Genomic DNA, 22,311 nt, shown 5'->3' with positions numbered 1-22,311 from the left:
TCAGGTCTCGTCGTCCTCGACGTAGTGCGTCTCGTCGACGTACTCCTCCTCGACGAGGTGCACGGCGGCCTCCTCGGCGCTGGCGCCACCGCCGGAGACCCCGGCGTCGCGGGCGAACGTGTCGGTGGCTCCGGCGCGGACGGCGGCGTCGTCCTGGACGAGTCGCCCTGCCCGGCCCTCCTCGCGCTCGCCGCTGATGTGCGGGCGCGCCTCCCAGACCTCGGGCTCCTCCTGCAGGACCCGTTGGTCGATCGTCTCGCGGTGCGCCTCTTCCCACGGCGTCTCGCCGTAGTGCGTGGGCCGTGGACGCTCGGGGAGGGTGTAGCCCTCGTCGAGCAGGTCGTCGACCCCGCGCTCGAGCAGGCTGTCCTCCCGCGGGATCTGGTCGGTGTCGCCCTCGCCGCCCACGTCCGGCGTCAGGCCCTGGTAGCCCTCGCTCTGCTCGCTCATGCTCTGACCCTCGCACCGGCCGACCTCCGGCGCCAGCGTTGCCCGGGACCGCGCGCCGCGGCCGCCCCGGGGCGGCCCCGGTGTCCGCTGCGGGTCGCCGCACCGGGACCGCGCGCGTCGTCCGGGCCCCCGCGCGCCAGGCAGACTGGTCCGATGGGTCATCTCGACATCGGCGGCATCGCCTACGCGCTCTCCGACGGGCGTCCGCTGCTGGACGACGTCACGTTCCGGGTCGCCGAGGGGTCGCGCGTGGCCCTGGTGGGCCCGAACGGCACGGGCAAGTCGACGCTGCTGCGCATCGTGGCCGGCGACGAGCAACCTCATGCGGGGTCGGTGGTGCGTTCCGGCGGGCTGGGCATCATGCGGCAGGACGTCGGGCGGATCGACGACGACCGGTCGGTGCGTGACCTGCTGGCGTCGTTGGCCGCCCCGGTGGTGCGCGACGCGGCCCGGGAGCTGGCGGCGGCCGAGCTGGGGATCATGGAGGTCGATGACGAGGCCGCGCAGATGCGGTACGCGCACGCCCTGGTCGACTGGGCGGACGTCGGGGGGTACGAGGCGGAGGCGGGCTGGGACCGGATCACCCAGGCGGTGCTGTCGATCCCGTTCGAGCGGGTGCAGGACCGCGAGGTGCGCACGATGTCGGGCGGTGAGCAGAAGCGGCTGGTGCTGGAGGCGCTGCTGTCCGGTCCTGACGAGGTGCTGCTGCTCGACGAGCCGGACAACGCACTGGACGTGCCGACCAAGCGCTGGCTGGAGGAGCGCCTGGTGGCCTCACCGAAGACGGTGCTGTTCGTCAGCCACGACCGCGAGCTGCTGGCCCGGGTCGCCACGGCGGTGGCCACGCTGGAGCCGAGCGTGCTGGGTGCACGGGTGTGGGTGCACGGCGGCGGCTTCGGCACGTACGCGCAGGCGCGCCAGGACCGGCTCGACCGGCTCGAGGAGCTGCTGCGCCGGTGGGAGGAGGAGCACGCCAAGCTCAAGGAGCTGGTGCTGAACCTGAAGACGAGGGCGGCGTTCAACGACGGTCTGGCCTCGCGGTACCAGGCGGCGCAGACCCGGCTGCGCAAGTTCGAGGAGGCGGGGCCGCCCACGGTCCGCACGCGCGAGCAGCAGGTGCGGGTGCGGCTGCGTGGGGGGCGGACGGCCAAACGTGCGGTGGTCGCCTCGGGGCTCGAGCTGACGGGGCTGATGAGGCCGTTCGACCTGGAGGTCTGGTTCGGCGAGCGGGTCGCGGTGCTCGGCTCGAACGGGTCGGGCAAGTCGCACTTCTTGCGGTTGCTGGCGGCGGGTGGTTCGGATCCAGGGCCGGAGCACCTGCCGGCGAGCGACGTCGCCGTGGCACCCGTGCCGCACACGGGCGCGGTGGTGCTCGGCTCCCGGGTGCGTCCGGGCTGGTTCGCGCAGAGCGCGGGTGCCGGGCAGCGGGACCTGACGGGACGGACTCTGCTGGAGGTGCTGCACCGCGGGGACGAGCACCGCTCGGGGATGGGGCGCGAGCAGGCGTCGAAGGCGTTGGACCGCTACGACCTGGTCGGGGCTGCGGAGCAGCGGTTCGAGACCTTGTCGGGCGGTCAGCAGGCCAGGTTCCAGATCCTGCTGCTGGAGCTGGGCGGGGCGACGCTGCTGCTGCTCGACGAGCCGACCGACAACCTCGACCTGCACTCGGCCGAGGCCCTCGAGGAGGGGTTGGCGGCGTTCGAGGGCACGGTGCTGGCGGTCACGCACGACCGGTGGTTCACCCGCACGTTCGACCGGTTCCTGGTGTTCGGGGCGGACGGCGAGGTCGTCGAGACCCCCGAACCGGTGTGGGACGTGGCCCGGGTGGACCGCGCGCGCTGAGCCCGGGGCGTCCGGGCCCGGTCAGAGCACGAGCGAGGCGGCCAGGGTGATCATCACCAGGGCGACCACCAGGTCGAGCACCTGCCAGGCGCGGGGGCGCGCGAACACCCCGGCGAGCCGGGTGGCCCCGAAGCCGAGCGCGGTGAACCACGTGATGCTCGCGGCGACCGCACCGGCGCCGAACGCGGCGGCACCGGCACCGGGCCCGTGCTGCTGGGCCAGGGAGCCGAGCAGCACGACGGTGTCGAGGTACACGTGCGGGTTGAGGAACGTGAAGCCCAGGGCCGCGAGGAGCACCGGGCGCAGACCGGCCGGACCGGCGTCGGCGGGGTGCAGGGTGGCGGGGCGACGGGCGCGCAGCGCGGCGAGCGCGGCGTAGCCGAGCAGGAAGGCTGCCCCGCCCCACCGGGCCGCAGCCAGGACACCCGGGTGGTCGGCGATCAGTCGTCCGAGCCCGGCGACGCCCGCGGTCACCAGGAGCGCGTCGGCGCCCGCGCACACCAGGACGACGGGCGCGACGTGCTCGCGGCGGATGCCCTGGCGCAGCACGAACGCGTTCTGGGCGCCGATGGCCACGATCAGGGAGAGCCCGCTGAGCAGGCCGGCGAGCGCGGCGGGGGCGAGGGCTGCGGTGGACGGGTCGGTCACGTGCGTCACGCTAGGTCGGCGCCGATTCGTCAGTCCAGTTCATGTTCCTGCACGACCATTAGCATCACTGATGTGTCAGCTCCGTTCGACCTTGCCCAGCTCGAGGCGCTCGCGGCCGTGGTGTCCGAGGGCAGCTTCGAGGCCGCGGCGCGCCGTCTGCACGTGACGCCCTCGGCGGTCAGCCAACGCATCAAGGCGCTCGAGCAGCAGGCCGGGCACGTCCTCGTGCAGCGCAGCCGGCCGTGCCGGGCGACCGCGGCGGGGGAGGAGCTCGTCCGGCTGGCAGGTCAGGTGGACCTGCTGGCCGCCGATGCGCTCGGGGCGCTGCGGGCCCTGGGGGGCCCGACGCGGCTCGCGGTCGCGGTCAACGCCGACTCGTTGTCCACCTGGTTCCCCTCGGCGCTCGTCGGCCTGCCCGCCGGGGTCCTGGTCGAGCTGCACCGCGAGGACCAGGACCACTCGGCCCGCCTGCTGCGCGACGGCACCGTCATGGCTGCGGTCACCGCCGACGCGCAGCCCGTCCAGGGGTGTCGGAGCCGGCCTCTGGGGGCCATGCGGTACCTGGCGGTGGCCTCGCCGGCGTTCGTGCGCACGCACCTGCCGGACGGCGCGGGCGCCGCGGCGCTGGCCGTGGCACCCGTGGTCGCGTTCAACCGGCAGGACGCGCTGCAGGCCCGGTTCGTCGAGCAGCTGGCCGGGCCGGGCCTGCAGCCGCCCGAGCACCACGTGCCCGAGCAGCAGGCGTTCGTCGACCTGGTCCGCGCGGGGCTGGGCTGGGGGATGGTGCCCGAGCGCGCCGCCGTGCCCGCGCTCGCCGAGGGGGGCCTGGTGGAGATCGCCCCGGGCCGGTTCCTCGACGTGCCGCTGCACTGGCAGCACTGGTCGCTGCGCACCGCGACGCTCGACGCGCTGACCGGCCGGGTCGTGCAGGCGGCGCAGGCCGGTCTGCGTCCGGCGGCCTCGTGAACGGCCGCCCGGCGGTGGTCGTCCCGGCGTCCTGATCGCGCCTCCTGGCGGGTGGCCCATGCCCGCGTTTTGCCCCCTCGGGCGGCTGCCGCTACTGTGGTGTGTCGTTGTGCGTCCCCTGTCGAGCGCGGTTGGCTTCTCACCAGCTGCACCGATGGCGGTCCGGTGCGAGCCCACTCGCCGGATGGGATGCCTCGACAGCCATCCTCGGACGGTCGCCCGTGCGGCCGGACGAACACGACGCAACACGAAACGAAGGCTACGACCCGTGCGTACGTACACCCCGAAGCCCGGCGACGTCGAGCGGAACTGGTACGTCATCGACGCGACCGATGTCGTCCTGGGCCGCCTGGCCACTCACGTGGCCACGCTGCTGCGCGGCAAGCACAAGGCCACCTTCGCCCCGCACGTCGACGGCGGTGACTTCGTCATCGTCATCAACGCGGAGAAGGTCGCTCTGACCGGCAACAAGCGCGAGACCAAGCTCGCGTACCGACACTCGGGCTACCCGGGCGGTCTGCGCGCGACGGCGTACTCGGACCTGCTCGACAAGCACCCCGAGCGCGCGATCGAGAAGGCTGTCCGCGGGATGCTCCCCAAGACGTCCCTCGCCCGTCAGCAGATCGGCAAGCTGAAGGTCTACGCGGGTGCCGAGCACCCGCACGCCGCTCAGCAGCCCAAGCCCTTCGAGATCACCCAGGTCTCCCAGCAGGCGTGAGCCGGCTGAGAGACGAGACGACACAGGACGCGAGGACACCAGTGGCCGAGACCACGGTCGACATCGACCTCGAGGGCGACGACACGCCCACGAGCTACACCTCCGAGACGGCTGCCCCCACGGGCCGCGGTCAGAGCATCACGGCGCCGGGGCAGGCCCTCGGCCGTCGCAAGGAAGCCGTCGCCCGCGTGCGCCTGGTGCCCGGCACCGGCCAGTGGAAGATCAACGGCCGCACCCTCGAGGACTACTTCCCGAACAAGGTGCACCAGCAGCTGGTCAACTCCCCGCTGAAGCTGGTCGACGTCGAGGGTCGCTTCGACGTCGTCGCCCGCATCACCGGTGGCGGCGTCTCCGGCCAGGCCGGTGCGCTGCGCCTGGGCATCGCCCGTGCGCTCAACGCGATCGACGCCGAGCACAACCGTCCGGCCCTGAAGAAGGCCGGCTTCCTCACGCGTGACGCGCGTGTGGTCGAGCGCAAGAAGGCCGGTCTCAAGAAGGCCCGCAAGGCTCCGCAGTACTCCAAGCGCTGATCCCTGGCGTGGTGGCCCGATGGCCCCGTGGGTCGACAGACCCGCGGGGCCATCGGCGTCCCAGCAGGTGACCAGCATGCTCGGGGGGATCACGCACGGCGGAAGGAAGCACAGCATGACTCGACTGTTCGGGACCGACGGGGTCCGGGGACTGGCCAACCGCGACGTGACGGCCGAGCTCGCGCTCGACCTGTCCGTCGCCGCGGCGCATGTCCTGGGATCGCAGGGCGAGTTCGCCGGGCACCGCCCACGGGCGGTCGTAGGACGGGATTCGCGTGCCTCGGGGGAGTTCCTGTCGGCCGCCGTCAGCGCCGGGCTCGCCTCGGCCGGTGTCGACGTGGTCAACGTCGGTGTGCTGCCGACGCCGGCCGTGGCCTACCTGACCGCGGCGCTCGGTGTCGACATCGGCGTCGTGCTCTCCGCGTCGCACAACCCCATGCCGGACAACGGCATCAAGTTCCTCGCCCGCGGCGGCAACAAGCTCGACGACGAGCTCGAGAAGGCCATCGAGGCGCGCATCGGTGAGGGCTGGGAACGCCCCCTGGGTGCCGACGTGGGGCGTATCCGCGTCGACACCGGCACCGCCGGTGACCAGTACGTGCAGCACCTGGTCGGCACGATCGACGTGCCGTTGGCCGGGCTGCGGATCGCCGTGGACTGCGCGAACGGTGCGGCGAGCGAGGTCGGCCCGGCCGCCCTGCGCGCCGCCGGCGCCGACGTCGTGGTCATCAACGCCTCGCCCGACGGACGCAACATCAACGAGCAGTGCGGTTCCACGCACCCCGAGCAGCTGCAGGCCGTCGTGGTCGCCTCCGGTGCCGACCTCGGCGTCGCGTTCGACGGCGACGCGGACCGCTGCCTGGCCGTCGACCGGCACGGGATCCTGGTGGACGGCGACCAGATCATGGGCGTGCTCGCGGTGGCCCTGCACGAGGCCGGTGCGCTGGCCCACGACACGCTCGTCACCACCGTGATGAGCAACCTCGGCCTCCGGCTGGCCATGCGCGACGCGGGGGTGCGCACGGTCGAGACGGCCGTGGGCGACCGGTACGTGCTCGAGGCGATGCGTGCCGGTGGGTTCGGCCTGGGCGGCGAGCAGTCCGGCCACATCATCCTCGCCGAGCACGCCACCACCGGTGACGGGGTGCTCACCGCACTGCAGCTCGCGGCCCGTGTCGCCTCGACCGGGCGACCGCTCGACGCCCTGGCGGGCATCGTGCGGCGCCTGCCGCAGACGCTCGTCAACGTGCCCGGTGTGGACAAGGCTCGCGCGGCCTCCGACGGCCCGTTGGCCGAGGCCGTCCGGGAGGCCGAGAACGGGCTCGGGGAGACCGGCCGTGTGCTGCTGCGCCCCTCGGGCACCGAGGCGCTCGTGCGCGTCATGGTGGAGGCCGCCACCCAGGACGACGCCGACCGCGTGGCGCACTCCCTGGCCGACGTGGTGCGGACCCGGCTGTCGCTGTGAGTCTGCCCGGGGAGCAGCACGCGCTGGCGCTGCGTGACCTGGTGCTGCGGGTGCTGGACCGCGTCGACGAGCACGGGGTCGCGCCGATCGTCCAGGTGGGCCACCCTGCCTTGCGTGCCGTCGCGACGCCCGTCGACGGGCAGCTCTCGTCCGACGAGCTCAGTCGGCTGCTGGACGTCATGCACCGCACCATGCGGGCTGCACCCGGTGTGGGGCTGGCCGCACCCCAGCTGGGGTTGCCGCTCGCGCTCGCGGTCGTGGAGGACCCGGGCTCGCCGGACAGTGAGGCGTCCCGAGTGCGGGAGCGCGGCCCGGTGCCGTTCCGCGTGCTGGTGAACCCGCGCTACGAGGTGGTCGGGGAGCAGCGTGCGTCGTTCTACGAGGGCTGCCTCAGCGTGATCGGCTACCAGGCCGTGGTTCCGCGCGCCCGCCAGGTGCGCCTGAAGGGTCACGACGAGCACGGTGCGGCCTTCGACGAAGTGCTGACCGGGTGGCCGGCGCGGATCGTGCAGCACGAGACGGACCACCTCGGCGGGACGCTGTACCTCGATCGGGCGCTCCTGCGCTCGTTGGCGGCCTCGGACCCGCAGGGCGCCCGGTGGCTCCTCGAGCCGAGCCCCACGACTGCGGCCCAGGTCCTGGGCTTCTCGCTCGACTGAGCGTCGGGCCTCGCCCGTCCCGATGACCACCCTGGTCCCCGGGGTGGCACCCCCAGGGTCGAGTGGGGGGAGTCCCCGATGTCGGAACGCGGGGGCTCGGCCTACCGTTGAGGGACCGAGGGGGCGCACCACTGACGATCGTGGTCGGCCAGCCAGCCGTGCTGCCGGTGCAGCCGACGACACCGACGACCGTTGACGACCGCAGGAGCTGAGTGACGTTGATCGAGGCATGGGCGTTGGCCCTGGCAGGCTCACCATGGGTGTTCCTCGTGGTGTACCTGTTCGCGACGATCGACGGCTTCTTCCCGCCGATCCCCAGCGAGTCGGTCATCATCGCGTTCGCCGCGCTGGCCATGTCGGGCGGCGACCCGCCGCTGCTGCCGCTGATGCTCGCGGCGGCGGCCGGCGCGTTCACCGGTGACCAGATCGCGTACCAGATCGGCACCAAGGTCGACGTGCGTCGGGTCAGGTTCCTGCGGCGACCGGCCGCGCAACGCACGATCGACTGGGCGGAACGGGCGTTGGCCCGCCGGGGCGCGTCGTTCATCATCGCGGCCCGGTACATCCCGGTGGGCCGTGTGGCGGTCAACATGACCGCGGGTGCCCTCGGCTTCCGTCGGCGTCGGTTCGTCTTCCTCACCGCGCTGGCGGCGGTCACCTGGGCCGGTTACAGCACGGCGATCGGTGTGGGTGCCGGTCTCTGGCTGCACGACCACCCGGTGGTCGCGGTGGCCGCGGGTGTCGTCGGCGGTGTGCTGATCGGTCTCCTCGTGGACTGGATGCTGAGGCGGTGGATGCCGATGAGTCCGGCGATCGAGCCGCACACCGCGACGGAGCCCGCGCACCAGGGCCGACGACCGGGCGATGCGCCTGCGGCGGTGCAGGCTGCCTCGTCGGCTGCTCCGGTCACAGGTCGCTCACGATCCGCCTCGGCTCGCTAACGATCCGGTCTCACCCGGGGTTGTCACCCGTTCGGGTGCTTAGGCTCGATCCCGGGTCGACGCCGTGGTCGGTCCTCCCGCCCTCGCGCCCCCTGGGGTTCGCGTGCGCGCGGGTGACGGGTGACGACGAGCGCCACGTGTCGCGCTGACGCCGGTCCGCGTGCGCGGGCGAGACCGGGGGTGGGTATGGCGACGTCCGCACGTCTCCCGTGCCGCACCACCACAGGAGGGACGGGGAGCGGGGTCCGCCCGGTCGAGAGGCGTCGGGCGTGGCTGGCGGCCGCCGCCGTCGCCAGTGCGCTCGCCCTCGGGCTGCTGGGCGCGTGCGCGTCGCCGCGGGCGGAGGCCGACGCGGTGCCGGTGGCTCCGGTCGCAGCCTCGGGTGACTGCCTGGCACCCCAGGTGCTCGCCGCCCTCGGCCTGCCGCAGGACGTCCTGGCGAGCCGTTCCCCGCACGCGGATGCCCCGCAGGCGGGACGGGTGCCCGAGGGTTTCGTCCCGGTCAGCGTGCTGGTCTGCGAGCTCGACGGCACCCTGCGCGACAGCGAGGGGGTGTGGAGCGCGGTGACGGCCACCCGCCTGGAGGGCGACCTGGATGCGCTCGTCGCGGCGCTGTCCGTGCCGTCCTCCGCCCGCTCGGACGGGGGTGGCACGGTGTGTGCGCAGGAGTCGCCCGTGCCGCCCGTGCTGTGGCTGGTCGACGCGATGGGCCGGGCGGTGCGGCCCCTGTGGCCCACTGACCGGTGCGGGGCACCGCAGTCGGGCGTCGGCGACGCGCTGGGCGCGTTGGAGGAGATCGCCTCCGACACGTACCCGGCGACGTTGCGTCAGGGTGCGGGCCTCAGCGGCTGAGCCTCACAGCTTGCGCAGCCGGACCCGCTGCACCGAGTGGTCGAACCCCTTGGTGAGCACGAGCGTCGCGCGGCTGCGCGTCGGCAGGATGTTCTGCTCGAGGTTCGGGGCGTTGATCGAGTCCCAGATGCTCTCCGCCTTGTCCACGGCCTGCTCGTCGGTGAGTGCCGCGTACCGGTGGAAGTAGGACTCCGGTCGGGAGAACGCCGTGCGGCGCAGGCTCAGGAACCGGTCCACGTACCACTGGCGGACGTCGGAGGTGCGTGCGTCGACGTAGATCGAGAAGTCGAAGAAGTCGCTGACGGCCAGGTTGGAGGTGCGGTCCGAGGTGGGGCGTGCGGGTTGCAGCACGTTCAGGCCTTCGATGATCAGCACGTCGGGCCGGCGGATGACGTGCTCGGCGCCCGGCACGATGTCGTAGGTGAGGTGGTCGTAGACCGGCACCCGCACCTCGGGGCGCCCGGCCTTGACCTTCGAGACGAAGCGCACGAGTTCGCGTCGGTCGTACGACTCGGGGAACCCCTTGCGGTCCATCAGTCCGCGGCGCTCGAGCTCGGCGTTCGGGTACAGGAACCCGTCGGTGGTCACCAGCTCGACGCGGGGCGTGGCGGGCCACCGGGCCAGCAGCTCGCGCAGCAGGCGGGCGGTGGTCGACTTGCCGACCGCGACGGAGCCGGCGACGCCGATGACGAACGGGGTGCCGCCGACGTCCTCGCGCAGGAACGTGCTGGAGGCCGCGTGCAGGCCTCGGGTGGCCTCGATGTACAGGTCGAGCAACCGGGAGATGGGGCGGTAGATGGCGTCGACCTCCGCCAGATCGATCGGGTCGCCGATGCCGGCGAGACGTTCGACGTCGGCGTTGGTGAGCGGCAGCGGCGTCGAGGCGGACAGGCGGGTCCACGCGTCGCGGTCCAGGTCGACGTAGGGGGTGGCCGGGGTGAGCGACGATGGCACGCCCCGATTGTGCCGGACGCGAAGCCGTCCCGGGTGCGCCCCCGCCCCCGGGCGGCCCCGGATAGACTCCGCGGCATGTGTGGGATCGTCGGATACGTCGGTAGCCAGGTGCCCAGTGCACGTCCCCTCGACGTGGTGCTGGGTGGGCTGCGTCGCCTCGAGTACCGCGGGTACGACTCCGCGGGCGTCGCCGTGGTCGAGCCGGGCAGGGCTCTGGCGACGGCCAAGAAGGCCGGCAAGCTCGTCAACCTGGTCGACCTGCTCGACGCCGCACCGCTGCCGGACGGGACCGCGGCGATCGGTCACACGAGGTGGGCGACGCACGGCGGCCCGACGGACGTCAACGCCCACCCGCACGTGGCGGGCAAGCTGGCGCTGATCCACAACGGCATCGTGGAGAACTTCGCGACGCTCAAGGCCGAGCTGGTGGCCGACGGCGTGCAGTTCCTCTCGGAGACCGACACGGAGGTGGCCGCGCAGCTGGTGTCGCGCGCCTACGACGCGACGGGGGACCTCACGGTCGCGCTCACGCAGGTGGCGCGGCGGCTCGAGGGCACGTTCACGCTGCTCGCGGTGCACGCGGACGCACCGGACGTCGTCGTGGGCGCCCGGCACGACTCGCCCCTCGTCGTCGGCCTGGGCGAGGGGGAGAACTTCCTCGGGTCGGACGTCGCGGCGTTCATCGCGCACACGCGTGAGGCGCTCGAGCTGGGTCAGGACCAGGTCGTGACCATCACCCCCACGTCGGTCACGGTGACGGACTTCGACGGGGCGCCCGTCGAGGCGCACCGGTACACGGTCGACTGGGACGCCGCCGCGGCGGAGAAGGGTGGCTTCCGTTCCTTCATGGACAAGGAGATCCACGACCAGCCGCACGCGGTGGCCGACACCCTGCTGGGTCGCACGGACGTCAGCGGCCGGCTCGTCCTCGACGAGATCCACATCGACGAGTCGATCCTGCGCACCGTCGACAAGATCGTCGTGATCGCCTGCGGCACGGCCGCGTACGCCGGTCACGTGGCGAAGTACGCGATCGAGCACTGGTGCCGGATCCCGGTCGAGGTCGAGCTGGCTCACGAGTTCCGGTACCGCGACCCCGTCGTCGACGAGCGCACCCTGGTCGTGGCCGTCTCGCAGTCCGGCGAGACCATGGACACGCTCATGGCCGTGCGGCACGCGCGCGAGCAGGGTGCGAAGGTGCTGGCGATCGTCAACACGCACGGCTCGACGATCCCCCGGGAGTCCGACGCGGTGCTCTACACGCACGCGGGCCCGGAGATCGCGGTGGCCTCCACCAAGGCGTTCCTCTCGCAGATCACGGCCGCGTACCTGCTGGGCCTCTACCTCGCTCAGCTGCGCGGCAACATGTTCGCCGACGAGGTCGGGGCGATCCTGGCCGAGCTGCGCGCCATGCCGGACAAGATCCAGCAGGTGCTGGACCGTGCCGGGCGGGTGCGCGAGATCGCCCGGTGGATGGTCGACACGCAGTCGGTGCTGTTCCTGGGGCGGCACGTCGGGTTCCCGGTGGCCATGGAAGGTGCGCTCAAGCTCAAGGAGCTCGCGTACATCCACGCCGAGGGCTTCGCCGCCGGTGAGCTCAAGCACGGTCCGATCGCGCTCATCGAGCCCGGTCAGCCGGTGTTCGTCATCGTGCCCTCGCCGCGGGGGCGGCACTCGCTGCACTCGAAGGTCATCTCGAACATCCAGGAGATCCGTGCACGCGGGGCCCGCACCCTGGTGATCGCCGAGGACGGCGACGAGGCCGTGCGCCCGTTCGCCGACGAGGTGTTCTACGTGCCGCAGGCACCGACCCTGCTGGCGCCGCTGCTGGCGGTCGTGCCGCTGCAGATCTTCGCGTGCGAGCTGGCCTCGGCCAAGGGCCTGGACGTCGACCAGCCGCGCAACCTGGCCAAGTCCGTCACGGTCGAGTGAACGGCTGGGCGGTGCGCGCGGTACGCACGGGCGAGCGGTGATCGTCGGCGTCGGGATCGATGTCGTGGACGTCGCCCGGTTCGTCGCCACGCTCGAGCGCGCGCCCGGGCTGCGCGAGCGCCTGTTCACCCCCGCCGAGCGTCAGATGCCGGACTCCTCGCTGGCGGCCCGGTTCGCCGCGAAGGAGGCCATCGCCAAGGCGCTCGGCGCCCCGGGCGGCATGAGCTGGCAGGACGCGACCGTGCGGCGCGTCGTGGGCGCTCAGCCGGTCGTCGAGGTGACCGGCACGGTGCTGGCGGCTGCCGACGCGCTCGGCGTGGCCCGGTTCCACCTGTCGATCTCGCACGACGCGGGCATCGCCTCGGCGGTCGTGGTGGCCGAGCGCGACTGACACCGGTCAGCCTCCCCGCGCGGGGCAGGTCGACCGGTGTCGGTCGCGGTGGGGTCACGTCAGCGCAGGCACGACCTCGCGCTCGAACAGCTCGATGCCGGTCCGGTCGTAGGCAGCCTCGGCGAAGTACGTGATGGCGTACGTCATGCCGAGCCCCTCCAACGCGCGCAACGTCTCGACGACCTGCTCGGGCGTGCCGACCAACGGCCCCCGGCGGAACTCCTCGGCGACGTCGGCGGCTCGCGTGGGCACGGTGCGTCGGTAGTGGTCCTCGATCCAGGCCAGGCGCTCGTCGACCTCGGCCTGGTTCTCGCCGATGACCACGTTGTAGTTGGCCGACCGGGTGATCTGCTCGAAGGGACGCCCCAGCTGCTCGCAGTGGTCGCGGAGCACCTGCGACTTGTGCGCGAACCCCTCGGGGGTGCCGTCGAAGTTGGTGTACTGCGCGTGCTGGGCGGCGATGCGCAACGTCTTCTTCTCGCCGCCGCCGGCGATCCACAGCGGCGGGCCGCCGAGCTGCAGGGGGAGCGGGGACAGCTGGGCTCCGTCCACCTGGTAGTGCTCGCCGTGGAACGTCGCGACACCCTGCGACCACAGCTGCTCGAAGATCTGCACGCCCTCGTCGAGCATGGCGATGCGCTCACCGGCCCGCGGGAACCCGTAGCCGTAGGCGCGCCACTCGTGCTCGTACCAGCCGGCGCCGATGCCCATCTGGACCCGACCGCCCGAGATGATGTCGGCGGTCGCCGCGACCTTGGCCAGGTACGCGGGGTTCCGGTAGGCCATGCACGTGCACATCTGGCCGAGCTTCACGCGGGTGGTGGTCGCCGCGTAGGCGTTGATGAGGCTCCACGCCTCGTGCGTGGCCTCGCCGTTGGGCTCCGGGACGGCGTGCACGTGGTCGTACACCCAGATCGAGTCGAACGCGTCGCCGGTGTCCGCGTGCGCGGCCAGACCGCTCATGACGGACCAGTGCTCGCGCGGGTCGATGCCGGTGAGGTCCTGCCGCCACCCCTGGGGGATGAAGAGTCCGAAGCGCATGCAGGCACGGTACCGGCACCCGGCGCGCGCCTGGGCGGGCGTGCGGGTGCGTGCGTCCGTCAGGATGGTGGGGTGCTGCTGTCGTGGACCTCCGCCGCGGTGCGGACCGCCGAGGAACCCCTGCTCGCCGCGGGCGTGCCGCTGATGGATCGTGCCGCGTTCGCCCTGCACGTCGAGGTGCTGCGTGTGCTGCGGGCCCGCCGCGGGCGGGTGCGTGGCGCGCACGTGGCGGTGCTGGCCGGGCCGGGCAACAACGGGGGCGACGCGCTGTTCGCCGCAGCCCTGCTGGCGCGCCGTGGCGTGCGGGTCACGGTGGTGACCACCTCGGCCCGTGCACACGCCGGGGGCCTGGCCGCGGTGCAGGCCGGGGGGGTGCGCACCGTGACCGTCGTCGAGGGCGGAACCGGTGCCGCGCTGCCCCTCGAGGTGGCCGTCCGGCTGGCTGCCGGCGCGGATGTCGTGCTGGACGGTCTGCTCGGCATCGGGGCGACGGGCGCCGGGGTGCGCGGCGAGGCCGGCTGGCTCGTGGAGGAGCTGGCCGGCGCGCTCGAGGTGCTCGCGGCCGCCGGCGAGGACCGCCCGGTGGTCGTGGCGGTCGACACGCCCTCGGGCATCGGGGTCGACGAAGGTACGTGCACCGGGCCGGTGCTTCCGGCGGACCTGACCGTGACGTTCGGCGGTGCCAAGCCGGGCCTCCTGCTCCCGCCGGCCGACACCCGTGCAGGTCACGTGGTGGTCGTCGACCTCGGGCTCGGGCTGGCTGCCGTGCGCCCGGCCGTGGCGCGGCTGACCCGGCAGGACGTGGCCGCGCTGTGGCCGGTCCCGGTGCGCGCCGCGCACAAGTACAGCCGCGGGGTGCTCGGCGTGGTCGCAGGTACCTCGACGTACCCCGGGGCGGCCGTGCTGACGACGAGCGCCGCGGTGCTCGCCGGGGTCGGCATGGTGCGGTTCGTCACCGACGTGACGGGGCCGGGCGCGGTGCCGGAACCGGACGGGGCGTCGGCGCCGACGTCGGGACACCCCGTCGACCCGCTCGGCGCCGCCGTGGTGGCGCAGCGCCCCGAGGTGGTGCTCGGTCGCGGTCGCGTGCAGGCGTGGGTGCTCGGCCCCGGCGTCGACCCTCAGGACGGCCCGCGCCGCCGCACGCTCGAGCAGGCGGTCGAGGCCGCCGTGCGGGACGGTGCGCCCGTGGTCGTGGATGCCGGGGCGCTGGAGCTGCTGCCCGCGCGGGTGGGGCCGCTGGTGGTGCTGACGCCGCACGCCGGGGAGCTGGCCCGGCTGCTCGGTGCGCGCGGCGAGCCGGTGAGCCGGTCGGACGTCGAGGCCGCACCCGTGCGGTACGCCCGGCGCGCGCACGAGCTGACCGGGGCGACCGTCCTGCTCAAGGGGCCGACGACCGTGGTCGTCGGGACGGGCGGGGCGGTCTACGCGCAGGCCGACGGACCGTCGTGGCTGGCGACCGCCGGTGCCGGTGACGTGCTCGCCGGGCTGCTGGGCGCGCTGCTGGCAGGGATGGCCGACGACCTCCGTGAGGACCCGGTGCTCGTGGCGGCCGCGGCAGCCGCGGCCGCGGCGGTGCACGGATGGGCGGCGGACCGGGCGAACCCCGGGGGGCCGGTGGCCGCGCTCGCGGTCGCGCACGCCCTGCCACGCACGGTGGCCGAGGTGCTGGCCGGCGCGCCGGGGGCATCCCGATGACGCTCGACGCCGCCCTGGCTGCCCGGGTCGACGCCCTGCTCACGGCGGCCCGCGCGGACGGTCGGCGGCGGCTGCTCGGGCTGACCGGTGCGCCGGGTGCGGGCAAGTCGACGTTGGCCGCGCAGATCGGGCGGCGCTGGCCGCACGACGTCGTCGTGGTGCCCATGGACGGGTTCCACCTGGCGCAGACCGAGCTGGAGCGGCTGGGGCGCGCGGACCGCAAGGGTGCGCCCGACACGTTCGACGCCGCGGGGTATGTCGCGCTGCTGCGGCGGCTGCGGGCCGCGGAGGAGACCGTGTATGCGCCGGAGTACCGCCGTGGCCTGCGCAACGGGGTCGCCGGGGCGATCGCCGTGCCGGCGCACGTGCCCCTGGTGGTCACCGAGGGCAACTACCTGCTGCTGCAGACCGACGGGTTCGCACCCGTCGCGGCACTGCTCGACGAGTCGTGGTTCGTCGCCCCCGACGACGGTCTGCGGCTGGCGCGGCTGGTGGCCCGGCACGTCGAGTTCGGCAAGGAGCCGACAGCGGCGCACACCTGGGCGCACGGCCCGGACGAGTCCAACGCGCGTCTGGTGCGGGCCACGGTGCACCGCGCCGACGTGGTCGTGGGTCGGTGAGGGCCCGGACGGGTCGGTGGCCGTCGGGCCGGTGAGAGACTGTCGGGCGTGAGCATGTACCCGGCGCGTGCGGTGGTCGACCTCACCGCGATCCGTGACAACGTCCGCAGCCTTGCCGCCCACGCGCCCACGGCGCAGGTCATGGCCGTGGTGAAGGCTGACGCCTACGGGCACGGTCTGGTGCCCTCGGCCCGGGCCGCGATCGCCGGCGGTGCCACCTGGCTGGGCACCGCGCAGGTGTGCGAGGCGCTCGAGCTGCGTCGTGCCGGGGTGCTCGACGTCCGGGTGCTCACCTGGTTGTACGCGCCCGGCGCGCCGCTGCGCGAGGCGGTCGAGGCGGACGTCGACGTGTCGGTGGCGGCGGCGTGGGCGCTCGACGAGGTCGTCGCCGCGGCCCGGGCTGCCGGTCGGACGGCGCGCGTGCACCTCAAGGTCGACACCGGGCTCGGCCGCAACGGCCTGACTCCGGTGCAGCTGGTCGAGCTGCTCGAGCCCGCGCTGCGCGCCGAGGCCGAGGGCGCGGTGCACGTGGTCGGGTTGTGGTCGCACCTGGCGTTCGCCGACGAGCCCGAGCACCCGACGGTCCGGGCGCAGGCGCAGGTGTTCGCCGAGGCGGTGCGCACGGTCGAGCAGGCAGGTGTGCGGCTCGAGGTGCGGCACCTGGCGAACTCGGCGGCGACGCTGACCACACCGGCCGTGCACTACGACCTCGTGCGGCCCGGTGTGGCGGTCTACGGGCTCTCGCCGGTGCCCCAGCTGGGCGGGCCGGAGCGCTACGGGTTGACGCCCGCCATGACGCTCGAGGCCGAGCTGGCCACCGTCAAGGACGTGCCGGCGGGCACCGGCGTGTCGTACGCGCACCAGTACGTGGTGGAGCGGGACACGGTGCTCGGTGTGGTGCCGCTGGGGTACTCGGACGGCATCCCGCGGCACGCCTCGGGTGGTGCGGCCCGGCTCGGCGGTCCGGTGCAGCTCGGCGGTCGGCGCCTGGGCGTCGCCGGTCGCGTGTGCATGGACCAGTTCGTGGTGGATCTCGGGCCTGGGGCCACCGACCGGGCGGGCGACCGGGTCGTGCTGTTCGGCACGGGTGCCGACGGCGAGCCGACCGCGCAGGACTGGGCGGTGGCGGCGGACACCATCGGGTACGAGATCGTCACCCGGCTCGGCGGCCGGGTGCCGCGCGTGCACGTCGGTGACCTGGGTGAGTCGGTCGAGCCCGCGGTGGCCGCCGCCGGGCGTGACCGTGCCGAGCAGGTGGTCCGGTGACGGCCGTCGTGCGTCTGTCCGACGCCGAGGCGACGCGCGCGTACGGTCGGGCCCTGGCCCAGATGCTGCGCGCGGGCGACCTGGTCGTGCTCACCGGTGACCTGGGTGCCGGCAAGACCACGCTGACGCAGGGCCTCGGCGAGGGGCTGCACGTGCGTGGGCAGGTGGCCTCGCCGACGTTCATCATCGCCCGCGAGCACCCGCCGCTGCCGCGAGCCGACGGCACCCGCGGCCCGGCCCTCGTGCACGTGGACGCGTACCGGCTCGGCTCGCTCGACGAGGTCGACGCCCTGGACCTGGACTCGAGCCTGGAGGAGTCCGTCACGGTCGTCGAGTGGGGTGAGGGCTGGGTGGAGGGCCTGGCGGACGACCGTCTCGAGCTGCGGCTGCAGCGCCCGCGGGGCGATGCCGACCAGGTCGGGGTCGACGAGGCGCTCGAGGCGGGGTCGGACCCGTCCGCGGGGGAGCGGGTGCTGCACGTGACACCGGTGGGTGCGCGGTGGGCGGACGTCGCCCTGCCGGGCCAGGACGCCGCCCGGGTGGGACCGTCGACCGACGCGCAGGTGCGGGCTTCCTCCGACGAGATGGCAGGCTGATCGCCGTGCATCTCGCCCTGGACACCTCTGCCGCTGTGGCCGTCGCCCTCGTGGATGACGACGGCACGGTCCTGGCTGCGCGTTCCGACGACCAGCAGCGTCACCACGCCGAGCTGCTCGCCCCGATGATCGCCGGCGTGCTGGCCGACGCCGGGGTGAGCCGGACCGACCTGACCTCGGTGGTCGTCGGCACCGGGCCGGCGCCGTTCACGGGTCTGCGGGTGGGGCTGGTGACCGCGCGCACGCTGGCGCTGTCCCTGGGGATCCCGGTGCGTGGTGTGCCCAGCCTGGACGCCCTGGCTGCGTCCGCGTCGCGGCTCGTGCCCGAGGGGACCGCGCTGCTCGCGGTCACGGACGCCCGTCGGCGCGAGGTGTACACCGCCGAGTACGTCGTCGAGGGAGCCGGCGTGATCAGCGTGACGCGCGCCCCGGAGGTGGGTGCGCCGGCGGACGTGGCGCGCGACGGCGCCGTGGTCGTCGGACCCGGCGCCGCCCTGTACCCGGACGTCTTCGACCTGCGGGACGTCGTGCCCGCCGTCGTCGACCCCGCCGAGCTGGCCCGGCTGGCCCTTGCCCGGGCCGCGGCGGGGGAGCCGCTCGGTACCGAGCCGCTGTACCTGCGTCGACCCGACGCCGTCCCGAGCGCGGCACGCAAGCGCGTGCTCGGATGAGCACCGGGCGTGGGCCCGACGTGCGTCTGCGCGACCTGACGCTCGAGGACGTCCCGGCGCTCGACGTGCTGGAGAAGCAGCTGTTCGGCCCCGGCGCGTGGTCGCGGCAGGGTCTGGCCGACGAGATCGTCGGTCCCGGGCGCTGGTACGTCGGTGCCGAGCTCGGCGGTCGGCTCGTCGGGTACGCCGGTCTGTGGTTCGACGGTCAGGACGCCCAGGTGATGACCGTCGGCACGGCGCAGGCGCACCAGGGTCGTGGTGTGGGTCGGCTGCTGCTGGACGCGCTCGTCGAGCGTGCCCGGACCCTGGGGGCGGAGGTCCTGCTCCTGGAGGTCCGGGTCGACAACGAGCCGGCCCTGCGCCTGTATGCGGCGGCGGGGTTCGAGCAGCTGGGCCGTCGCCGCGGCTACTACCAGCCGGAGAACGTGGACGCCTGGACGATGCGCCTGCCGCTGCAGCAGGCTGACGCCTGACGCGTCCACCACCCGAGGGAGCACCTGATGACCGATCCGCGCGGCACCGTCCTGGTCGAGGCCACCACGCTCGCGGCGCTGCTCGCGGACGACGAGGCACCCGTGCTGCTCGACGTGCGCTGGGCGCTGGGACGCACCGACGGGCACGAGCAGTACCTGGGCGGTCACCTGCCCGGTGCCGTGTACGTCGACCTGGACACCGAGCTGGCTGCCCCGCCGAGCCCGCAGGGTGGGCGGCACCCCATGCCGGCGCTCGCGGACCTGGAGGCGTCGGCCCGCCGGTGGGGGGTGCGGGAGGGTCGCGGGGTCGTCGTCTACGACGGGGCCGGCGGTGTCTCCGCCGCGCGGGCATGGTGGTTGCTGCGCTGGGCGGGTGTGCGCGACGTGCGACTGCTCGACGGGGGGCTGCAGGCGTGGCAGGCCGCGGGGTACTCGCTCGAGGCGGGCCCGGTCACGGCCGAGCCGGGGGACGTCGTGCTGGTCGCGGGTGCGCTGCCCACGCTCGACGCCGACGGCGCCGCGGCGCTCGCCGGGTCGGGGACGCTGCTCGACGCGCGGGCGGCCGAGCGATACGCCGGTGAGGTCGAGCCGGTCGACCCGAAGGCCGGGCACATCCCCGGTGCGGTCTCGGCACCGACGACGGCCAACCTTGACGCGGACGGCCGGTTCCTGCCGGGGGATGCGCTGCGTGAGCGGTTCCGGGCGCTGCGGGCGCAGGAGGGCGCGCCGGTGGCGGTCTACTGCGGGTCGGGGGTGACGGCTGCGCACGAGGTGGCGGCGCTGGCGTCGATCGGTGTCGAGGCGGCCCTCTACCCCGGGTCGTGGTCGCAGTGGTCCCACGACGAGACCCGCCCGGTCGCGACAGGCATCACCGACGGCGGGGCTGCCTGACCGGACCGGACGGGCCGGGTGTCGTCGAGCCGTCAGATCGTCTGTGCGACCTGCTCGTAGGTGAGGCGTGCGCCACGCGGGTGCGGGGTGCTCGAGCCCTCGGTGCGTCCGACGTTGAGGACCATGAGGGCCTTCCAGCCGTTCTCGGTGAAGAACTCCCCGTCGATGCCTGCCGCGTCCATGCCGCTCATCGGGCCGACCGCCAGGCCTGCCGCGCGCAGCCCGACGATCAGGTAGCCGGCCTGCAGGGTCGCGTTGGTGCGGGCCATCTGCTCGCGCGTGGGCTCGTTGTCCTCGAGCGAGGTCGCCATGGCCGCGTACGGCGGCATGAGCACCGGGATGTGGGTGTGGAACCGGGTGTCGGCGGCCACGACGATCGACAGGGGGGCGGCGAGGACGCGCTCGCGGTTGCCCTCGCCCATGTGGGTGGCCAGGCGTGCACGGGCCTGCGGGGTGCGCACCAGCAGCAGCCGCAGCGGCACGATGTTGATCGCGGTGGGGCCCCACTTGACCAGGTCGTAGACGGCGGCGATCTCCTGGTCGGTGACCTCCTCGTCGCGGAAGTGGTGGACGCTGCGGGCCTCGCGGAACAGGCGGTCGGCGACCTCGTCGGGGACGGCGAGCGTGGGAGCGGGGAAGTCCAGTCCGTCGAGGACGGTCGTGTCGGTGCTCATGCTCTGATTGAACTCTCAATGACTGTGAAGTCGTCCCATGAAAGGGGTGACGTCGCTCACGCCTACGATGGGGGCATGGCAGACCCCCTCGTCCTCGGGATCGAGACCTCCTGCGACGAGACGGGTGTCGCCCTCGTACGCGGCCACGACCTGCTCGTCGACTCCGTGGCCAGCTCGGTCGACGAGCATGCGCGGTTCGGCGGGATCATCCCGGAGATCGCCTCCCGGGCCCACCTCGAAGCCATGGTGCCGACGATCGAACGGGCACTGGCCACGGCCGACGTCACGCTCGACCAGGTCGACGCGATCGCCGTCACCGCCGGCCCCGGCCTCGTCGGACCGCTCACCGTGGGCGCCTCGGCGGCCAAGGCGCTGGCGATCGGGCTCGACAAGCCGCTCTACGGCGTCAACCACGTCATCGGCCACGCGGTCGTCGACGAGCTGGTCGACGGGCCGTTCCCCGAGCGGGTCATGGCCCTGGTCGTCTCCGGCGGCCACTCCTCGCTGCTGCTCATCGACGACACCGTGCAGGTCACCGAGCTCGGGTCGACGCTCGACGACGCCGCGGGGGAGGCCTTCGACAAGGTCGGACGGCTGCTCGGCCTGCCCTACCCCGGCGGCCCGCACATCGACCGCCTCGCACGCGAGGGCAACCCGGCGGCCATCCGGTTCCCCCGTGGGCTGACGGCCGCCAAGGACCAGGCCGCCCATGCCGCGGACTTCTCGTTCTCCGGCCTGAAGACCGCCGTGGCCCGCTGGGTCGAGGCCCGCCAGGACGCCGGCCAGGAGATCCCGCTGCCCGACGTGGCCGCCTCGTTCGCCGAGGCCGTCGCCGACGTGCTCACCGCCAAGACCATCGCCGCCTGCCGTGCGCACGGCGTCGACACGCTCGTGGTCGGCGGCGGCTTCTCGGCCAACTCCCAGCTGCGTGACATGGCCGCAGCCCGGTGCGCGCAGGCCGGGATCACCCTGCGCATCCCGCCGATCCGGTACTGCACCGACAACGGCGCGATGATCGCCGCGCTCGGCTCGGCCGTCGTGCGGCGCGGCATGGCACCCTCGGCACTGGACCTGCCGGTCGACTCCTCGATGCCGCTGACCCAGGTGCTGGTCTGACCGACGACCACTGAACCCTCTCGCCGGGCGTGGTCGACTGACGCGATCCGGTCCGTGGTCGGCGTGGTCAGGCACTTCACTCCCGTCCCGTCCGCGCCGATGGGACCGTGTGCACCCGTTCGTCCCGCTGCTCCGCCCTGGTCTGCTGGCCGCGACCGACGACTCGGCGGCGGGCGGCCTCGACTGGCCGGGCCTGGCGGGCCTGCTGCGGGCCGCGCTCGTCCTGGGCGTGGTGTGGCTCTGCTACGACGTGCTCGCCCGTCTGGTCGCCCGCGAGCTGCTCGCCCGGCGCATCGTGCGGGCCGATCCGAGCCGTGCGCGGGTGGTCCGCATGGCACTGCGCGAGTCGATGCCCTTGCTGCGGTGGCGCGCGAAGGGGTTCGTCTACCCCTCCGACCCGTTCGCGTTGGTCACCCCCGTGGTGGTCCCGCCGCTCGGCGACGGGAGGCCGGGTGAGCACTTCCTGGCCGCGGGGCCGTCGCAGGTGGAGAGCCAGATCAGCGTGTGGGGGGTGCGCACCGACGCGACGGTGCCGGTGGCGCCCGGGGTGGCGCTCCTCGTCGTCTGCCTGGGGCGGATCGGCACCGTGCAGGCGGCCGAGAACCCCGGAGAGCCGGACTACGTGCTGCGGGACGCCGCTGCCCGGATGGCCGACATCGACCTCCCGTCCACGGTGACCCGTCTCCGCGTCGGTCCGGTCGAGCGAGGGGTCACGGCGGCCGGCGAGGCGTGGCGGCACACGTTCCAGGTCGGCTCGCAGCTCGTCACGGACACGCACCTCGACCACGACGGGTGGGCCTTCGTCGTGGGGGTCTTGCGACCTGCGGGGTTCCAGGGCGCCGAGCGGATCGTCGACGGTGTGCTGAGCACGTGGCGGTGGATCCCGGACGGAGGCATCACCCGCCAGGTGTGAGCGG

The 22,311-nt window shown here is 73.8% G+C and carries 24 protein-coding genes; 19 read left to right on the top strand and 5 right to left on the bottom strand.

What is annotated here, in order from left to right; genetic code table 11:
* Complete coding sequence (locus tag ACTHAM_RS14670; RefSeq protein ID WP_440688760.1) at window positions 1-450, bottom strand: DUF5709 domain-containing protein; 450 nt, start codon at window positions 448-450, stop codon at window positions 1-3.
* A 153-nt stretch (window positions 451-603) separates the two neighbouring features.
* Here ACTHAM_RS14670 and ACTHAM_RS14665 point away from each other — a divergent pair, with 153 nt between their 5' ends.
* The gene (locus tag ACTHAM_RS14665; protein ID WP_440688758.1) at window positions 604-2,292 is read left to right on the top strand and encodes an ABC-F family ATP-binding cassette domain-containing protein; all 1,689 of its coding nucleotides are present in this window, start codon (window positions 604-606) and stop codon (window positions 2,290-2,292) included.
* A 21-nt stretch (window positions 2,293-2,313) separates the two neighbouring features.
* Here ACTHAM_RS14665 and ACTHAM_RS14660 read toward each other — a convergent pair whose 3' ends face one another.
* On the bottom strand, window positions 2,314-2,940 hold the full coding sequence (locus ACTHAM_RS14660) for a LysE/ArgO family amino acid transporter (protein ID WP_440688756.1): 627 nt from the start codon (window positions 2,938-2,940) through the stop codon (window positions 2,314-2,316).
* A gap of 72 nt (window positions 2,941-3,012) precedes the next feature.
* Here ACTHAM_RS14660 and ACTHAM_RS14655 point away from each other — a divergent pair, with 72 nt between their 5' ends.
* The 7 genes from ACTHAM_RS14655 to ACTHAM_RS14625 all read left to right on the top strand — a co-directional run bounded on the left by ACTHAM_RS14655 (window position 3,013) and on the right by ACTHAM_RS14625 (window position 9,071).
* A complete protein-coding gene (locus ACTHAM_RS14655) occupies window positions 3,013-3,906 on the top strand; it encodes a LysR family transcriptional regulator ArgP (protein ID WP_440688753.1) in 894 nt (297 codons plus the stop codon).
* A gap of 268 nt (window positions 3,907-4,174) precedes the next feature.
* Entirely contained in the window at window positions 4,175-4,624 is a 450-nt protein-coding gene (rplM, locus tag ACTHAM_RS14650) for a 50S ribosomal protein L13 (protein ID WP_440688751.1), read from the top strand.
* Window positions 4,625-4,665: 41 nt separating this feature from the next.
* Window positions 4,666-5,154, top strand: coding sequence for a 30S ribosomal protein S9 (gene rpsI, locus ACTHAM_RS14645; RefSeq protein ID WP_440688749.1), 489 nt, complete (start codon window positions 4,666-4,668; stop codon window positions 5,152-5,154).
* 115 nt (window positions 5,155-5,269) lie between these two features.
* Complete coding sequence (gene glmM, locus ACTHAM_RS14640) at window positions 5,270-6,619, top strand: phosphoglucosamine mutase (protein WP_440688747.1); 1,350 nt, start codon at window positions 5,270-5,272, stop codon at window positions 6,617-6,619.
* Complete coding sequence (locus ACTHAM_RS14635) at window positions 6,616-7,278, top strand: peptide deformylase (RefSeq protein WP_440688745.1); 663 nt, start codon at window positions 6,616-6,618, stop codon at window positions 7,276-7,278. The genes glmM and ACTHAM_RS14635 overlap by 4 nt, the downstream gene beginning before the upstream one ends.
* Before the next feature lie 212 nt (window positions 7,279-7,490).
* Entirely contained in the window at window positions 7,491-8,219 is a 729-nt protein-coding gene (locus ACTHAM_RS14630; RefSeq protein ID WP_440688744.1) for a DedA family protein, read from the top strand.
* 186 nt (window positions 8,220-8,405) lie between these two features.
* Entirely contained in the window at window positions 8,406-9,071 is a 666-nt protein-coding gene (locus ACTHAM_RS14625) for a hypothetical protein (protein WP_440688742.1), read from the top strand.
* 3 nt (window positions 9,072-9,074) lie between these two features.
* On the opposite strand, the gene coaA is transcribed toward ACTHAM_RS14625, so the two are convergent.
* Window positions 9,075-10,025, bottom strand: coding sequence for a type I pantothenate kinase (coaA, locus tag ACTHAM_RS14620; protein ID WP_440688740.1), 951 nt, complete (start codon window positions 10,023-10,025; stop codon window positions 9,075-9,077).
* Between the two features lie 75 nt (window positions 10,026-10,100).
* On the opposite strand from coaA, the gene glmS reads away from it, so the two are divergent.
* Together glmS and ACTHAM_RS14610 are read left to right on the top strand one after the other, a co-directional pair.
* On the top strand, window positions 10,101-11,957 hold the full coding sequence (gene glmS / locus ACTHAM_RS14615) for a glutamine--fructose-6-phosphate transaminase (isomerizing) (protein WP_440688738.1): 1,857 nt from the start codon (window positions 10,101-10,103) through the stop codon (window positions 11,955-11,957).
* A gap of 37 nt (window positions 11,958-11,994) precedes the next feature.
* Window positions 11,995-12,348, top strand: coding sequence for a holo-ACP synthase (locus tag ACTHAM_RS14610; protein WP_440688736.1), 354 nt, complete (start codon window positions 11,995-11,997; stop codon window positions 12,346-12,348).
* Between the two features lie 54 nt (window positions 12,349-12,402).
* Here ACTHAM_RS14610 and ACTHAM_RS14605 read toward each other — a convergent pair whose 3' ends face one another.
* Window positions 12,403-13,389 carry an LLM class F420-dependent oxidoreductase gene (locus tag ACTHAM_RS14605; protein WP_440688734.1) on the bottom strand — a complete coding sequence of 329 codons (987 nt, stop codon included), beginning with the start codon at window positions 13,387-13,389 and terminating at the stop codon, window positions 12,403-12,405.
* Window positions 13,390-13,461: 72 nt separating this feature from the next.
* On the opposite strand from ACTHAM_RS14605, the gene ACTHAM_RS14600 reads away from it, so the two are divergent.
* Genes ACTHAM_RS14600 through ACTHAM_RS14570 form a run of 7 tightly spaced genes read left to right on the top strand, consistent with a single transcriptional unit; the run spans window position 13,462 to window position 19,604 of the window.
* Window positions 13,462-15,087 carry a bifunctional ADP-dependent NAD(P)H-hydrate dehydratase/NAD(P)H-hydrate epimerase gene (locus ACTHAM_RS14600; protein WP_440688732.1) on the top strand — a complete coding sequence of 542 codons (1,626 nt, stop codon included), beginning with the start codon at window positions 13,462-13,464 and terminating at the stop codon, window positions 15,085-15,087.
* Complete coding sequence (locus tag ACTHAM_RS14595; RefSeq protein WP_440688730.1) at window positions 15,084-15,707, top strand: nucleoside/nucleotide kinase family protein; 624 nt, start codon at window positions 15,084-15,086, stop codon at window positions 15,705-15,707. Before ACTHAM_RS14600 ends, ACTHAM_RS14595 begins: the two co-directional genes overlap by 4 nt.
* 54 nt (window positions 15,708-15,761) lie before the next feature.
* Entirely contained in the window at window positions 15,762-16,973 is a 1,212-nt protein-coding gene (gene alr, locus ACTHAM_RS14590) for an alanine racemase (RefSeq protein WP_440688863.1), read from the top strand.
* Complete coding sequence (gene tsaE / locus ACTHAM_RS14585; protein ID WP_440688728.1) at window positions 16,970-17,569, top strand: tRNA (adenosine(37)-N6)-threonylcarbamoyltransferase complex ATPase subunit type 1 TsaE; 600 nt, start codon at window positions 16,970-16,972, stop codon at window positions 17,567-17,569. Before alr ends, tsaE begins: the two co-directional genes overlap by 4 nt.
* Before the next feature lie 5 nt (window positions 17,570-17,574).
* On the top strand, window positions 17,575-18,240 hold the full coding sequence (gene tsaB, locus ACTHAM_RS14580) for a tRNA (adenosine(37)-N6)-threonylcarbamoyltransferase complex dimerization subunit type 1 TsaB (RefSeq protein ID WP_440688726.1): 666 nt from the start codon (window positions 17,575-17,577) through the stop codon (window positions 18,238-18,240).
* Window positions 18,237-18,713: a ribosomal protein S18-alanine N-acetyltransferase gene (gene rimI, locus ACTHAM_RS14575; protein ID WP_440688724.1), complete on the top strand. Its 477-nt coding sequence runs from the start codon at window positions 18,237-18,239 to the stop codon at window positions 18,711-18,713. Before tsaB ends, rimI begins: the two co-directional genes overlap by 4 nt.
* Window positions 18,714-18,740: 27 nt before the next feature.
* A complete protein-coding gene (locus ACTHAM_RS14570; protein WP_440688722.1) occupies window positions 18,741-19,604 on the top strand; it encodes a sulfurtransferase in 864 nt (287 codons plus the stop codon).
* Between the two features lie 32 nt (window positions 19,605-19,636).
* Here the strand turns inward: ACTHAM_RS14570 and ACTHAM_RS14565 are convergent, their stop codons facing one another.
* Window positions 19,637-20,278, bottom strand: a complete 642-nt coding sequence (locus ACTHAM_RS14565; protein ID WP_440688720.1) for a malonic semialdehyde reductase — start codon at window positions 20,276-20,278, stop codon at window positions 19,637-19,639.
* Window positions 20,279-20,353: 75 nt separating this feature from the next.
* On the opposite strand from ACTHAM_RS14565, the gene tsaD reads away from it, so the two are divergent.
* Both tsaD and ACTHAM_RS14555 read left to right on the top strand, forming a co-directional pair.
* Complete coding sequence (gene tsaD / locus ACTHAM_RS14560) at window positions 20,354-21,394, top strand: tRNA (adenosine(37)-N6)-threonylcarbamoyltransferase complex transferase subunit TsaD (protein WP_440688718.1); 1,041 nt, start codon at window positions 20,354-20,356, stop codon at window positions 21,392-21,394.
* A 109-nt stretch (window positions 21,395-21,503) separates the two neighbouring features.
* Window positions 21,504-22,307, top strand: coding sequence for a hypothetical protein (locus ACTHAM_RS14555; RefSeq protein ID WP_440688716.1), 804 nt, complete (start codon window positions 21,504-21,506; stop codon window positions 22,305-22,307).
* Window positions 22,308-22,311: the final 4 nt, after the last annotated feature.

The sequence above is a fragment of the Cellulomonas soli genome (assembly GCF_052036975.1).
Taxonomy (GTDB): domain Bacteria; phylum Actinomycetota; class Actinomycetes; order Actinomycetales; family Cellulomonadaceae; genus Cellulomonas; species Cellulomonas soli_A.
This window is presented reverse-complemented; position numbering and strand designations above follow the sequence as displayed.

What these genes read in the sequence shown, in the direction of transcription:
- ACTHAM_RS14670 (WP_440688760.1), bottom strand. Translation starts at nt 450, where the DNA reads ATGAGCGAGCAGAGCGAGGGCTACCAGGGCCTGACGCCGGACGTGGGC.
- ACTHAM_RS14665 (WP_440688758.1), top strand. Translation starts at nt 604, where the DNA reads ATGGGTCATCTCGACATCGGCGGCATCGCCTACGCGCTCTCCGACGGG.
- glmM (WP_440688747.1), top strand. Translation starts at nt 5,270, where the DNA reads ATGACTCGACTGTTCGGGACCGACGGGGTCCGGGGACTGGCCAACCGC.
- ACTHAM_RS14625 (WP_440688742.1), top strand. Translation starts at nt 8,406, where the DNA reads ATGGCGACGTCCGCACGTCTCCCGTGCCGCACCACCACAGGAGGGACG.
- glmS (WP_440688738.1), top strand. Translation starts at nt 10,101, where the DNA reads ATGTGTGGGATCGTCGGATACGTCGGTAGCCAGGTGCCCAGTGCACGT.
- ACTHAM_RS14605 (WP_440688734.1), bottom strand. Translation starts at nt 13,389, where the DNA reads ATGCGCTTCGGACTCTTCATCCCCCAGGGGTGGCGGCAGGACCTCACC.
- ACTHAM_RS14595 (WP_440688730.1), top strand. Translation starts at nt 15,084, where the DNA reads ATGACGCTCGACGCCGCCCTGGCTGCCCGGGTCGACGCCCTGCTCACG.
- alr (WP_440688863.1), top strand. Translation starts at nt 15,762, where the DNA reads ATGTACCCGGCGCGTGCGGTGGTCGACCTCACCGCGATCCGTGACAAC.
- rimI (WP_440688724.1), top strand. Translation starts at nt 18,237, where the DNA reads ATGAGCACCGGGCGTGGGCCCGACGTGCGTCTGCGCGACCTGACGCTC.
- ACTHAM_RS14570 (WP_440688722.1), top strand. Translation starts at nt 18,741, where the DNA reads ATGACCGATCCGCGCGGCACCGTCCTGGTCGAGGCCACCACGCTCGCG.
- ACTHAM_RS14565 (WP_440688720.1), bottom strand. Translation starts at nt 20,278, where the DNA reads ATGAGCACCGACACGACCGTCCTCGACGGACTGGACTTCCCCGCTCCC.
- tsaD (WP_440688718.1), top strand. Translation starts at nt 20,354, where the DNA reads ATGGCAGACCCCCTCGTCCTCGGGATCGAGACCTCCTGCGACGAGACG.